The sequence below is a fragment of the Candidatus Nitrososphaera gargensis Ga9.2 genome, from assembly GCF_000303155.1.
Taxonomy (GTDB): domain Archaea; phylum Thermoproteota; class Nitrososphaeria; order Nitrososphaerales; family Nitrososphaeraceae; genus Nitrososphaera; species Nitrososphaera gargensis.
Window position 1 is genome coordinate 561,582 of record NC_018719.1, and the last position, 13,512, is coordinate 575,093.

Sequence of the window (13,512 nt, forward strand, 5' to 3'; positions counted from 1 at the left end):
TTAAAATAGCCGGCCTGCCTTTATGCTGCAAGTGTCAGCGGCCATAACCGACGGCGCAGTCAAGGCGCTCCTTTCTAATCTTGGATATTCTTCGCTCTATCCTCCGCAGAAGATGGCGCTAGAGCGCGGTATACTGGAGGGCAAGAGGATGCTCGTCACCACGCCCACAGCAAGCGGCAAGACGCTCATTGCAATGATGGCCATCCTCAAGGCGGTGGAAAAGGGCACCAAGGCAGTCTACCTCACGCCACTCCGCGCTCTGGCAAGCGAGAAATACGACGACCTGAAGGTCCTTGAGCAGCTTGACCTTGGCAGCGGCGAGAAAAAGAAGATCAGGGTGGCCATCGCGACAAGCGACTATGACTCGTCAGGAAAAGAACTTGCCGGGGCAGACGTCATAGTGCTTACAAACGAAAAGATGGACATGCTATTTCGGCACAATGCAGAGTGGTTGGGTGATGTCGGGCTCTTTGTGTCAGACGAAGTCCACCTGATCGGCGATCGGGAAAGGGGCCCCACTTTAGAAATGATGCTTACAAAGATACGCAAGCACTACCCGCAGTCACAGGTAGTGGCGCTTTCTGCGACGGTCGCCAATTCGGACGAAATAGCCGACTGGCTTGGGTGCGAGCTGGTGGAAAGCGACTGGCGCCCGACAAAATTGGTGGAGGGCGTCTACGAGTACGGCGCAGTCAGAATGGGCGACGGAAGCAGGTTCAAGGTGACAAGCTCTGGCGTTTCTTCGGCGGTGGACCTTGCCCTCGATTCTCTCGAAGGAGGAGGGCAGGCGCTCATATTTGCAGAGACGAGAAAGCGCGCGGTATCGCTTGCGGCAAAGGCAGTCGAAGGCACCTATAGGCGCCTTGACAAGGCTGAGAGGGAGCTGGCGGCCAGCGCATCATCTGATATCATTGCCAAGGGCGATGACAGCGAGACTACAAAGACTCTGGCACAGCTGGTGGCAAAGGGAGTAGCGTTCCACCATGCCGGCCTTGGGCCATCAAGCAGGTGTATAGTAGAGGACTCGTTCAAAAAGGGCATAATCAAGATCCTGACTGCGACTCCGACGCTTGCCGCCGGCGTCAACCTGCCGGCAAGGAGGGTGGTTATAGCAAGCATCCTGCGCTACGACTCTGACTATGGTGGCAGCGTCCCGATAAGTGTGCTGGAGTACAAGCAGTTGTGCGGCAGGGCCGGGAGGCCAAAATACGACACCTCCGGTGAGGCGATAATCGTGAGCGAGTCGGGCGTGAACGCCGAAGAGCTTTACGACCATTATGTCCTTGGGAGCCCCGAGCCTCTGAGGTCGCAGCTATCAAGCGACAGCGCAGTCAGGTTCCACCTGCTCTCGACGATAGCGACCGTGCCGGGGATGAAAAAACCAGAGATCCATGAGCTGTTTGCAAGCACGCTCTTTGCCCGGCAGTACCGGAGCGCGACTGTAGAGTTCAAGGTTGAGTCCGCGCTTGAATATTTGGAGCAGGAGGATCTGGTAAAATCAAAGAACGATAGGTACATTGCCACAGAGTTTGGGAGGTGCACGTCGCTACTCTACATCGATCCCGTCACGGCAGTCGCGTTCAGAAACGCGCTGGAGCGAGTTGAGCGCAGGGAAGATGGCGGCAAGCACAAACATACGCTTGGGTTCCTGCACTTGATAACCAGCAGCCCCGACTTTTACCCCAAGCTGTCGCTGCGCAAAAAGGACTATGACGAGCTGAGCCTGCTCATACAGGACCGCGGTAGCGAATTGCTATGCAGCGTCAGTGAATACGACTGCACGCGCAGCTTTTGGGCGCTCTGCGAATGGATGGAGGAGACCAGCGACAAGGTGCTGGGCGACAAGCTGGGGGTCGAGCCGGGCGACATGCACAGGATGGTGGAGACGGGCGAGTGGCTTGCCTACTCTCTATATGAAATGGCCAAGCTTCTCAGGCGTGAGGATCTTCTGGCAGAACTTTATAACCTCCGTACCAGGATAAGGTACGGCGTGAAGGAGGAGCTGCTGCCGCTCGTTGCGCTTGAGGGAATCGGCCGGGTGAGGGCAAGGGCGCTTTATTCGGCCGGCCTGACAGACATCGGCAAGATAGCCAAGGCCCCGGAGGCAAAGCTTGCAGGCATCCCCAAGATAGGGCCGGCGGTTGCAGAAAAGCTAAAGGATCAGTTAAACAAGAAAAAGAGGTTGGGGCAGCAATAGCAAATGCTTGATGTCGTTAACCTGCTAATCTACGGCGCGATCGTGTCTGCGATCTCATTCTTTGTTATCCTGTTCCTGACACCTGCTGCCATCAGGTCGTTGGCCGCAAAGGGCAAGACGGTGCCTGACGCGCACAAGCAGGACAAGCCCCTGATCCCCCGCCCTGCTGGGCCGGTGATAATGGCTGGCATCGCGACGGCAGAGATTGTGCTCTACCTTCTTACGATGAACGCCGCCGTGCTTGCGGTGCTACTTGCAACAGCGATAGCGTTTGCAGTCGGCTACATCGATGACAGCAGGGTTATGCCCGGCTGGTTCAAGCCGGTGGCGCTCTTGGCAGCCGCAGTACCGCTCGTAGCCCTCAACTTTCTTTACCCTGGAGAAGTGCACAGCGACTCGCTCAACCTGATATTTGGCAGGGCGTTCATCCCGTTGCTCTACATCCCGCTCATATTCGTGATCATGCCAATCACCGGCAACACCATAAATTCAATAGACGTGCTAAACGGCGTGGCAAGCGGCTTTATCATAATCGCCACGATCCCTCTCTTGGCAAGTATAGCGATTTTTGGCAGCCATGAAGTGTTCCTTGCGGCCCTTCCGCTCCTGTTTGCCGCAATCGCCTTTTACAAATACCACAAGTTCCCAAGCAGGATATTCCCAGGCGACTCGGGCACGCTCTTGCTGGGCGCGATGTACGGCGCGCTCGCCATAGCCGGCAGCTCTGAAATAATTGGAGTCATTGCCCTGCTGCCTGCGGTCATGAACTCGTTCCTCTTCCTTGCAAGCGTCAAGCGCATTGTGGAGCACAGGCAGGTCAAGGCCCGGCCGACCGTCCTGCTTGACGACTACAAACTGGCAGCTTCTACCGACAGCGCCGCACCGGCGACATTGGTAAGGCTGATAGTTGCAGACAGGCCGCTTGGGGAAAAGGAGGTGGGCTACAAGATATTCAAACTCGCGGCATTTACCGCGCTCTTGGCGTTTGTCTCCATTGCGATCCAGTACTACGTCGTCATTGTGAGGTTGTAATGAAAAATATGGGGCTGGGCGGCCTTGCGCTTTTCATGACGGGGATGTGGGCAATGATACTTGCCGTCGCAGCCTTTCTGGTGGTCTTTGTCGCGCCGATAGACGTACTCCTGTTTGACGGGCAGACATCATCGCGGCTGACTGTGTCTGCAGTGCAGGCAGCAATTGCCATAATAGTGGTAATCGCTCTTGTTTTTGGGTTGAGCAAGATGAAAAGGATTTATCTGCAGAGAAAACTCGGAAAGTAAATAACTACTATAGAGATAGACTTCATAACCGTTAATATTTTCGGGAACGTTTTTTCATTGAAAAAGGGGTAGGGTAAGTTGTCAGCTAAACTATGGCCAGTTTTGGTGCTCTTGATAGCCTTGGCTATACCTTTGGTTGGCTCAAGCAGCGCACAGAGCAGCAACAGCTCTATGGCGAGCAACGTCACCGATCCTATCGGCAACAACAATGTCACTGCAGACGATCTTGCTGATAACAATACTAAGACTACTACTGCTACTAATGATCTTGATGACGAAATAGGCACCGCCGGCGATGATAACCTGCAGGTTGTCAACGATACAGAAACATCGATCAATGACGATGTGGCCAATATTATGATAAACGAAGTTGAGCTCAACCCACCGGGCAGCGATTTGGACGGGGAATGGATCGAGCTGTACAACCCGGTTGACGCCGATACCAACCTGACCAACTTTGAGATAAGGACATCGTTCAAATCCGCAACCATACAGCTGCCGCCAGAAGCCGTGATAGAGGCCAACGGGACATATTTGATCGAGCTTGACGGGCAAATTCTATCAAACACCGCGGAAAGCCTCGTCCTTGCAAATTCCTCAGGGGAAATAATAGACAGGACGCCTTCCCTTGTGGACAGGAGCGATGACGAGCGCACTTGGCAGAGGGTCCCAGACGGGGGCGACGAATGGCAGTTTACAGCTGGCACCCGCGGCCAGCTTAACGATCCCGGCGAGCAGGCCGACGCTACACGCAGCGCTACTTCAAGCTCGACAGCGCAGTGCCAAGGGACTGCTGGGTGCGCTGAGGGCATGGCGATAAGGATAGTGGACGGCGACACGCTCTATGTGAGGGTGAACAGCACCATCCACAAGGTGGACCTTGCGCTTGTAAGCGCGCCATCAAGGATGGATGATGGGTTCATTGAATCGACGTCGTTTACCAGGAGTCTGTGCCTTGGCAGCCATGTGCTGATAGATCAAGATGACAAGCTGCTGACGTCCGACTCGAGCATCATAGCGGTCGTATACTGTGAATCAGCCAACCTCAATAGCGAATTATTGAACAACAACTATGCCGCGCTTGATGCGGGCCAGTGCCAGACAAGCGAGTTTGCCAGCCAGCGCTGGGCAAGAGAGTACGGCTGCTAAGAAGAAGCCTTACTTTCTTGTTCTTCCTTCATCGCAGTGGATGGGTTTATCTTGATAGTGTAGACGCGCCGGGCTTCGATCACATTTATCTGCTCTTCAAACAGCTTTTTCATGCCGGCCATGATGTCCTCCTGCCGCTCAAACGGCTTTAGGCGCGACTCTGCCATCACGCTGTTAAAGCTGCTCACTATTGCATTTGCCAGCTTGGCGAGCGTCTCGCCGTTCCTTTTCGGGACGCTCTGGAATGTTGACAGAAACTTTGTTTCTTCTGCCTTCTTTACGTCCTCTGCCTGCGCCTCCTTGGCACGGAGCTCGTCCTCTTGCGTGGGATAAGGAGAAGACATCAACGCAAACTGGGCTGATATTGCGTTTAATGATATGCGAAGATAATTCTAGCTACTACAGGAAGAGCAGCTCTCCTTGCGTCCTCACCTTCACTATCGGTGCAATGAGCGACTTTATCTGGGCGCAGCAATGGAGGAACTTGATCCCTTTCTGCGTTGTCCGGTAAACAAGGTTGTCGTCAGAGTCCTTCTCTGCGTCCAGCAGGCTGTGGTGCAGCAGGGTGTTAAAGTAAAAGTTCATCTGCTCGGAGCTGAGGTTTGCGCGGGACATGATGTGAGTCTTCCTGACCCCGCCTGTTGCCGACGCAAGGATGTCGTATATTATGTCAAGCTTGCTTCGATTTCTGACTTTTTCTTCCCTCTGCAATGCAAATCGCTGCATATCTCAGGGGGGTGTTTATAGATAATTCGGTGCAATATTCGGTAGTCAGGTTTCACTTTGGTATTATTTTTGCAGATTTTATGATAATTGCATTGCAATCGCTGTTTATAGTTATATTCAACCGTGGCAGACTAATTATTTGAAAACCTTATATTGCAACTTTATTTACAACGAGACATGAAGCGTGTAGAGGCAATCATAGCTGCTGAGAAGGTTAGCGCTGTTAACGAAGCTCTGAAAAAGGCCGGTGTGGGCGGGGCGACGATCCTTGACGCAAAGGGTCGAGGCAAGGGCGAAAAGCCTCAGGTCCAGACCGGCAGGGGAACAAAAAGGCTCGCTGCAGAATTTTCGGTTAGAGCTAACGTCATGACCGTGGTTGAGGATTCGGAAGTCGAGAAGGTGATCAAGGCCATACTCGATACCGCAAGCACGGGCTCTGCCGGTGACGGCAAGATATTCGTCTCCACAGTCACCGAAGCGATCGACATTGGAACGAAAAAGCGCGGCCAGACGGCCGTCGTATAACCTAACCTATTATTTTTTAAAGAATTTTTTAGTTTCTCCAAGCGTCAGCACCTCTGCTGCCGCCACCCTTACCACCACAGGCAGGTCGCACACTGCCTTGCCTATTGCCAGGCAGTGGCGCTGGGGCAGCGTCCGCACTATGGACCGGATAGTGTCGCTGTCTGCCAGTGAAACCCTTGCTATCTTTTCAAGGTCGCCGTCGTTTGTAAAGTTGAACAGGAAAATGTTATCGACCTGCCTGTAGATGCTGTCGCTTATCGCATCAGGCTGGTTGGTAATAAAAGTGGTATAGACACCAAAATGCCTCATGCGGGTGATAATGTCCTCCCAGTATGTGTCGCGAATGTAGAGGTGCGCCTCTTCTGCAAAGAGGAAGATCGGCGGGATGATCTGCCGCTCAAGCAAGTCTACAAGCTTGCTCAGTACCAGCTCGACTACCATCCTGCGCACAGTGGGCGAGACTTCGCCCATGTTGATCACAAGCGCCGCCCCTCCGCCCCCGGCAGAGATCACGTCCTCAAACCGCAGGCCGCTGTCGCCAAACAGGCGTGATGACTGGATGACGTGATATCTTGAAACTAGTGCGTCGCGCACAAGCTCGTTTATGTTCCAAGTGTTGACGGCATTTCCTATCGCGTCTATTGAAAGCGACTGCTTGTTTTCAAGCCAGTCCCATATGCGGAAGAATTCGCGAAGCGACGCCGCGGGCATATCAAGCGCGTTTTTCAGCATTCCAGACACCGCCCCCTTGCCGCAGTAATTGAGGGTGAACCTCAGCGTCTTGCCCGGCTCAAGCACCTTGACCTGCCGGTGTATTGCCGAAGGCGTGCCATCGCGGTTCCACCCAAGGCCGCTGTACTCATTGTTCAGGTCGAAAATGACTACGAAAGCGCCGTGCTGCACCAGCGTCTTGACCAGCATCTTTGACAGGTGAGACTTACCCGATTCTTTCTTGCCAGTAATGATTGTGAGCTTGCCGTCCAGATCTTCGGCATAGATCTCAAACTCTTCGCTGTCGCCTGTCCTTCCAAGCGGGATCGGGAATATGCCGCGCCTACCAAGGAACGAATCCAACTCTTTCATGGCAAGCCGCCTTATCTTTGATTCTACCCTTGATGGAAGCCATGTGACATCGCTTGATAGTTTTCCATCCTTAACAGAAGCCCTTATCTTGGCTCGAAATATCCGCGCGTCTCTTACCAAGCGCGACAGGCTGCCGATGTTGAGCGGATCATGCAGGTTCTCCACGCTTGAAGCATTGACCACTTCTTCCTTGACGATGTCTTCGATCAGTGCCTGCGACGACAGGTATTCCTCGTCGTAAACCTGCACTATCATGCTCCTGCTCCTGTCCTCGATCAGTAGATAGTCGCCCTTTGCGGCCGAGTCCTCCTTCATTGCAAGCAGCAGCAATTCGTTTGCGTTCTTTGATAGGATCTTCATACTGAGATCGACCCCAAGAGCATGCTGCGGATGTCGTCTGCCGCAAGCTCTGTCACGTCGTAGCTGTTCAGCACATGGCTCCTCAGGCAAGTCATGTCTGTGCTTGTAAAGGTAGAGATGTAGTGGGCAAGCCTCAGGGTCTCCGGGTAGCCGCCTGCCACTGGGTCGTTTCCAAGCAGCATGCCAAGCGCCTCGGTCCTATTGCCCACAATGTCGGCGCGAAGGATTGGGCTGTTCTTTTCAAGCTTGACCATCGAGTTGCTTCCAACCGTGTTCCTGATCAGGCCCTTGATTATCATGTCGACTTCGATGTATGCCGGCCCGGGCACCTTTGTCAGCGGGGCGGCCGCCCTCTCAAGCACCTTGAGTCTCGTTCCCTTGCTAATCCCGATCATCATGTTCTTGCGGAGGACGCAACTTTCGGCTATCTTGCCAAGGCTGCGCTCCCTGTCCTCAAACACTGATGCCTTGAGCGAACCGTCCACTAGGATTATCGAGTTTGTGAAATGACTTGCAAGCTCTTTCTGCACTGCCCTCTCTGCTCGCACCCTTATCAGCCTCTTTGCAAAGTCGTCATCTAAAAGCACGAGCTTTGCCAGTCGATCTTCAAGATCAGAATCTCGGATCGTGCTTTCGCTCAGGTAGAACAGGACAGGGCCGATCTTGAAGTGCATGAGTGCGCGGCCGGCATACGCCGTTGCAATGCCACATTTTATCGCATAGAGACTGCCCTCCTCGGTCTCGGCCAGTTTGACGCTGCTAGAGTCAATCGCAGCCACAAGCGCGTTCTCTTTTATGGGCCGGATAGTGGTCACCGTCGTGGCTGCACTATAGGAGTTGGATCTCAGTCCCCATCCGTCAACCGGTATCATTTTCTTGTCGTCGCAGCTGAACACTATTTTTTTGCCCTTGAGCTCGTCAAGCTTGGGCGCGAGACAATTGCTCACCGACTCGACTATGCCGAGGTCGCCGAGGCTCAGGCTGGCGTGAAAAAGAGGATTTAATTGTGTGGCCATGTTGGTCAACAATAACTGCGGGCACAATTATATTAATATTGCGCAACATGAACAATATGGTCAGCAACAGGTTTATCAATAGCATGTTGAGGGGTATATTTAAGAAGTATGGGAGATCGCCCCCCTGAGGAAGTCAAGATAAAGCTAAAGCATGGCGAGTGGGAGGTCGAGATAACCTGCGTTGAGAGCAGGGTCAAGCAGGTGGTAGAAAACGTGCTGTCCAGCCTCGACACTGCCAAGATAGTGGGGCCGGCGATCCAAGGCCAGTTTGATGAACTGCGACGGGAGATAGAGTCGCTGAAGCTTCGGCCCGCAATAGTAGAACCAAGATCGGATGAGCAAAAGGTACCGACCAAGGGCGGCATGACGTGCCGGGGGCTGCTTGAAAGCCTTTGGGTTGAAGGCTACTTTGGCTCTGAAAGGTCGCTTGGCGAAGTGCATGAAGAGCTGTCAAGGAGGGGATACAACTACGACAGGACGGCCGTGTCGCATTCGCTTACAGACATGGTGCGCGAAAACATCCTGACAAGGATTGGCACAATGCGCAACTACCGCTACATACAGAAAAGGCCGCCGTCCAATGACGCTGCTACTGCTGCCTGACCTTTTTTGCTATCGTAGAATTGAGCCAGTGGATGCCTGCAGTGGTTATCCTGTATTTTGTCGGCTCTTTTTCGTCGCGGGCGACATGACCGGCCTTGACCATTTCAGATATCCTAGAGCTTATCGATTTCGGGTTGAGCGCGGTGGTTGCGTGCATTTCTGCCACCTGCATCGCGTCATCCTGTAGCCTGCCAAGGTCCTTTGCAATCTTGGCCGCGACCAGCTGCAATGCCACAACATCCTTGTCTGACAGTCTGGTGTCAGAGTCCGATATAACGCGCGGGCCTTCTGGGGTTATCTTGATTAGATGCGAATACGCCTCGACGAGCTCTTGTGCCGAATAATTGAGGGAGATCTTTTTTGCCAGATCCATCGATGGCACCTGCTTTGATAGAAAGCTCATGACAGAAGCCATTACGGACTCGGCAGAGCCGCTGAACTGGACCTTTACGTCGCCCACAGTCACAATAACGTTTACGTTTTCAGCTTGGCTCATTTCGCTTCTACTACAAGAAAGTGGCGGCCTATATATTGAATTCGGAAATTAGTGATGCTTGTGTACCTTGGAATAATCTGGAATATTCGGTACTATGCACTGGTAAATGTTGTTGTTGAATTCCATGCCAGACCAATTTCCTTCTTCTTACGCCTTCTTTTGTAAAGAAGGCATGTGATGAGTAGCAATATCTCAGTGAATATCATACTGCCAAGAGATCAAGAATTCAAGATTCCACCAGTCATTCATGATGTTTCCCCGACGCTACATGAGAGACCTACTACCATTCCATGCAGAATGGAAAATTATGGCAAACCATCCTTTTCCACTCGCCCAAGCTCTAAAACTGAAGATTAGGTGGAAAATAGTGAACAAAAAGTTTCCATAAGCTAATTACTGATGCCAAAAAGCTCTATATTTAGAATATGAATCAGAGCCCATAAACTCCCAACTCCAAGAAGCACGTAGTGGTTGCCAGAGGCGTAAAAGGGAAGCCAAACAATAGTGCTTCTTCTATCGGGCCTGCAGACAATGCATCAAATAAAGTCAACAGAAGATTCGGAGTTTCGTAGAAAGGATCAAGCTCTTCAATTAAAATCGTTTCTCCGATGCCAAAAGCAAATCCAATACTGTGATAGAACAAGCCCATCTTTAACAGATGCTTTATGGACGTCTGACGGAATTTTGAAAGCCACGTTCTAAGATGAAAATCACTCATATAGCTTTTATCTTGGAATGGGGTATCAGCTAGAACAATATGCTCTGCAGTCTGGAATGATTTTAGCTTCCTTTCAAATCTAATTGTTATTACAACCAGCAAAACTGCAAGTGAAGTAACAATAGCAATGAGCGTTATATTACGCGCTAACAGTTCTGTAAAAGATAAAGAGCTCGACTCCATTTCTTGTCCTGATGTAAGACGGTATAATAGAGACTGTGAGTGCAGACATGTTTGTTCTACAAGATTATGATGGTTAGGACTCACGTGATAATCTACCCCTTGTGGTCTTTGTGAGCTTTCACAACTTTTTGTCGTTAATAATAGGTGCATGTGATAACAGAGTACATACTAGATTCGATGAGACTGTTAGATTGAGAGATTACCCTATGGTTGACACAAGTTACACAGCCAGACGCTGCCGCTCCTTGCCCTCCTTTCTTTTGTAGAGAACATAGGTCGCACCAATCAAGGCTGCAGACAGACCAATACTTATCACAGTAGTGTTTGCGTCACTGTCAATTGCCGTGCACGTGAATTCGCCTGCAGAACACCCGGCGGCGAAGAAAATGCCGTTCCAAGCCGAGTGTGTTACTACTGAAAACCAGCCCTTGCCGCTGACCCACGTCCGCAGGCTGAAAAAGAGTGACGGTAGCACAAAGAGCAGGTTGCCAAATGCAAGGCTGTTGACGGAAAGCGTGTCAGTGTTGAGCAGATGCATCGCGACCCACACCGCCCCAGTGACAAGGACCGAGTAAGCATTGCCAAAGATGTAGAATGGGATCCCGAAAAATGTTGTCTCTTCAAGCGGCCCTGCGGCAAGCACGCCAGAGAGCGACCGTGGGATGCTTGGCTCTTCATGATCAGGCAGCGCTTGCTCTATTATTGCAGAGCCTACAAGCAGCAGTCCGATCCCTATTCCATGGTAAAATAGCAGCATCTTTGTGAGGTAGCCGATCGAGGTGCGCCTGTACCTTGACAGCCACGACCTAGGGTGCATGTCAGCCTTTTCATCAGCGAATCTCCCTCCTGCCAACCGGCATTACGGTGCTGCAAAACATCTAAAGAACGTTTCTCACACTCTATTCTACTGCATCCAGTCTTCCCATGCCGATGCGTATCGCTGTACCAGCGCGCGGGCTTGCGGCGACAGGTTCGCCGATTTTTCCACCTGCGCAAGGCAGTCAACGAACAGCTTCAGCGGGCTTGGCACGCGCTCTAGCGCCATCATATCTTTGTCGCATTCTTCCACTATCCTGTCGACGTTTTCCTGATACAATTTTGACACTGCGTCAAGGAAGCTCTTGATCTCGCCTGCCAGCACCGACTGGTCGGCAAGCTGCCTTTCAATGCTTGCAGAATTGACTGAAAGGGATTCCATGTAAATGTCTCTTGTGGATTTGGGCTTGTACATATTATTTATTTGACCAGCTTTTGCAACTTGTCCCTTACCATTGCGTTTATCTTTTGGCCGTCGGCCTTGCCCCTGTACTCTGCCATGGCTCTCCCCATAAGAGCGCTCTGTGCGTTCATGCCTTTTTCCTTTACTACTGCCATGTTGTCGCTTATTATCCTGTCAAGCCCCCTGCTCAGCTCATCGTCGCTTATTGAAGCAACGCCTGCTATCTTGATCGCCTCGTCGATATTCTTGACCTCCTTTTTCATCAGCTTTTCAAAAATGATGTTGACGGATTCTTTGGCTATTGCGCCGGCGTCAAGCCTGGCAAATACGTCCTTGATGATGTCGTCTGTCAGCACTGATGGGTCAAGTCCCTGCCTTTGCAGGCTGGTTATGTCTTCGGTCAATTTCGACGCGACAAACGTTGGCTGCACCTTTGTTGTGCCGGCAATTTCTTCAAACACACCAAGGTAGTCAGAGTCAAAGATCTGGCTTGCCAGCTTTTTGTTAAGGCTGTATTTCTTGGCAAGGCCGTCCACTATCTCATCCCACGACCTAGGGACCTTTTCTTCAAGTGCCTTCAGCATCGAGTCCGTGATGGGGATAGTCGGGATGTCCGTCTCAGGGTACATCCTGGCAGCGCCCGGCCTCGGCCTCAAAAACACCGTCTTGCCGTCAGGGGTGGCCGCCCGCGTTTCTGCAGGCACGCCGTCAACTGCAGCCTGGAGCCGGCGGATTATCGCATCTGAGGCAAACCCTACCTTGTCCTTTGGGCCGCCAACTATGACGAAGGCGTCGCTGCTGCCTGCCTGCAGCCTTGACCTGACTGCCGCGACTTCTTGCTCTGTTATCCCATAGTTTGGAAGCTCGTCAGAGTGGAACACGCCGTCCAGATCGTAGAACCTGACAAGCTTGCCAAGCTCCTTCCCTATCCTGATGTCCTGGTACGGCTCGTAGCCGATCATACCTGCAAACTCCGGCACCCTTATCGCCCTGAACAGCCCTCCGCCGTCTAGGATCTTTTTCACGATCTTTGACTGGGCCTTGCCCAGAATGTCCGTGACATCTTCGATCCTGTCGCCTACCTTGCTTACATCGACTTTTCTCTCCTTCAATTTCTCGGCAATTACTATCAGGCCGTGCTGCCTCTGCATCTCGTGCTCGATTACCTTGACCAGTTGGTCCAGCTGCTGGACGCCCTTGACCTCTACTACGGCGCCGTTCTGCACCGAGACGTTCACATCCTGCCTGATGCTGCCAAGCCCGCGGGCAACCCGCTTGCTCGCGCGGAGAAGTCTGCCCAGAGTGAGGGCAACCTGCATTATCTCGTCAGGCTTGCCTGTCACCGGCTCTAACGCAATCTCCACAAGCGGCACGCCCAGCCTGTCGAGGCCAAACTTGCGAACCCCCTTGTCGTCGCCTATCAGCTTGGCGGCGTCCTCTTCAAGGCAGATGCTCTGCACACTCACCCTCTTGCCTGCAACGTCAAGGTAGCCGCCAGACGCGACCAGCATCGTGCGCTGGAATCCGGTGGTGTTCGAGCCGTCGATTACAAGCTTGCGCATAACATGCACTTCGTCCATCACCTTGGAGTGGAGCGCCAGCGAAAATATGAGTGCGATCTCGAGCGCCTCCCTGCTTACGTCGTGTGGCGGCTCCTCGTCAGCTTCTACCAGGCAGCTTGATCCAAGGGCCGCATGATACTCAACGGTGCGCATCTTGCTAAATTCAAACATCGCCGCCGGGTCATATGCTCCAAGCTCACTCTGGGTCGGGCGCAGTTTCCGAACAAACGAATGATCATATTTCTGTGCCTCTTCGCAGCTGCAGTTGCAAAAGAGCTTGCTCTTTGTTGCCAGCTGCTGGTGTATCTCAAAGCCGACCTTGAGGTCAAGAGATGCGGGGTCGATTGTTGTCACTGGGCTAGAATTTCACTTAAACATGTATTAAGTATTGCCTA

At 52.3% G+C, this 13,512-nt stretch carries 15 protein-coding genes; 6 read left to right on the plus strand and 9 right to left on the minus strand.

Annotated elements, in window-relative coordinates; genetic code table 11:
* Positions 1–22 precede the first annotated feature (22 nt).
* The 4 genes from NGAR_RS03355 to NGAR_RS03370 all read left to right on the plus strand — a co-directional run bounded on the left by NGAR_RS03355 (position 23) and on the right by NGAR_RS03370 (position 4,626).
* Positions 23–2,197, plus strand: a complete 2,175-nt coding sequence (locus NGAR_RS03355; RefSeq protein ID WP_015018219.1) for a DEAD/DEAH box helicase — start codon at positions 23–25, stop codon at positions 2,195–2,197.
* A 3-nt stretch (positions 2,198–2,200) separates the two neighbouring features.
* Positions 2,201–3,229, plus strand: a complete 1,029-nt coding sequence (locus NGAR_RS03360) for an MraY family glycosyltransferase (RefSeq protein WP_015018220.1) — start codon at positions 2,201–2,203, stop codon at positions 3,227–3,229.
* 8 nt (positions 3,230–3,237) lie between these two features.
* Positions 3,238–3,477: a hypothetical protein gene (locus NGAR_RS03365; RefSeq protein WP_148680907.1), complete on the plus strand. Its 240-nt coding sequence runs from the start codon at positions 3,238–3,240 to the stop codon at positions 3,475–3,477.
* A 120-nt stretch (positions 3,478–3,597) separates the two neighbouring features.
* Positions 3,598–4,626 carry a lamin tail domain-containing protein gene (locus NGAR_RS03370; protein ID WP_148680908.1) on the plus strand — a complete coding sequence of 343 codons (1,029 nt, stop codon included), beginning with the start codon at positions 3,598–3,600 and terminating at the stop codon, positions 4,624–4,626.
* Here NGAR_RS03370 and NGAR_RS03375 read toward each other — a convergent pair.
* Positions 4,623–4,970 carry a hypothetical protein gene (locus NGAR_RS03375; RefSeq protein ID WP_015018223.1) on the minus strand — a complete coding sequence of 116 codons (348 nt, stop codon included), beginning with the start codon at positions 4,968–4,970 and terminating at the stop codon, positions 4,623–4,625. The genes NGAR_RS03370 and NGAR_RS03375 overlap by 4 nt on opposite strands.
* Positions 4,971–5,025: 55 nt before the next feature.
* Entirely contained in the window at positions 5,026–5,337 is a 312-nt protein-coding gene (locus tag NGAR_RS03380) for a winged helix-turn-helix domain-containing protein (protein ID WP_015018224.1), read from the minus strand.
* 192 nt (positions 5,338–5,529) lie between these two features.
* Here NGAR_RS03380 and NGAR_RS03385 point away from each other — a divergent pair, with 192 nt between their 5' ends.
* Entirely contained in the window at positions 5,530–5,877 is a 348-nt protein-coding gene (locus NGAR_RS03385; protein ID WP_148680910.1) for a P-II family nitrogen regulator, read from the plus strand.
* A 9-nt stretch (positions 5,878–5,886) separates the two neighbouring features.
* On the opposite strand, the gene NGAR_RS03390 is transcribed toward NGAR_RS03385, so the two are convergent.
* Positions 5,887–7,320 (minus strand): ATP-binding protein, encoded by a 1,434-nt coding sequence (locus NGAR_RS03390; protein WP_015018227.1) that lies wholly within the window; start codon positions 7,318–7,320, stop codon positions 5,887–5,889.
* Positions 7,317–8,336 (minus strand): DNA double-strand break repair nuclease NurA, encoded by a 1,020-nt coding sequence (locus NGAR_RS03395; RefSeq protein ID WP_148680911.1) that lies wholly within the window; start codon positions 8,334–8,336, stop codon positions 7,317–7,319. Before NGAR_RS03395 ends, NGAR_RS03390 begins: the two co-directional genes overlap by 4 nt.
* 108 nt (positions 8,337–8,444) lie before the next feature.
* Here NGAR_RS03395 and NGAR_RS03400 point away from each other — a divergent pair, with 108 nt between their 5' ends.
* The gene (locus NGAR_RS03400) at positions 8,445–8,939 is read left to right on the plus strand and encodes a hypothetical protein (RefSeq protein WP_015018229.1); all 495 of its coding nucleotides are present in this window, start codon (positions 8,445–8,447) and stop codon (positions 8,937–8,939) included.
* Here the strand turns inward: NGAR_RS03400 and NGAR_RS03405 are convergent.
* The 5 genes from NGAR_RS03405 to gatE form a co-directional block, all read right to left on the minus strand.
* A complete protein-coding gene (locus NGAR_RS03405; protein ID WP_015018230.1) occupies positions 8,926–9,435 on the minus strand; it encodes a hypothetical protein in 510 nt (169 codons plus the stop codon). The two genes, NGAR_RS03400 and NGAR_RS03405, sit on opposite strands and share 14 nt — an antisense overlap.
* A gap of 430 nt (positions 9,436–9,865) precedes the next feature.
* The gene (locus tag NGAR_RS03410; RefSeq protein ID WP_148680912.1) at positions 9,866–10,336 is read right to left on the minus strand and encodes a hypothetical protein; all 471 of its coding nucleotides are present in this window, start codon (positions 10,334–10,336) and stop codon (positions 9,866–9,868) included.
* A gap of 220 nt (positions 10,337–10,556) precedes the next feature.
* On the minus strand, positions 10,557–11,189 hold the full coding sequence (locus NGAR_RS03415) for a CPBP family glutamic-type intramembrane protease (RefSeq protein WP_015018232.1): 633 nt from the start codon (positions 11,187–11,189) through the stop codon (positions 10,557–10,559).
* Between the two features lie 51 nt (positions 11,190–11,240).
* A complete protein-coding gene (locus NGAR_RS03420; RefSeq protein WP_015018233.1) occupies positions 11,241–11,567 on the minus strand; it encodes a hypothetical protein in 327 nt (108 codons plus the stop codon).
* A 5-nt stretch (positions 11,568–11,572) separates the two neighbouring features.
* Positions 11,573–13,471: a Glu-tRNA(Gln) amidotransferase subunit GatE gene (gatE, locus tag NGAR_RS03425; protein WP_015018234.1), complete on the minus strand. Its 1,899-nt coding sequence runs from the start codon at positions 13,469–13,471 to the stop codon at positions 11,573–11,575.
* Positions 13,472–13,512: the final 41 nt, after the last annotated feature.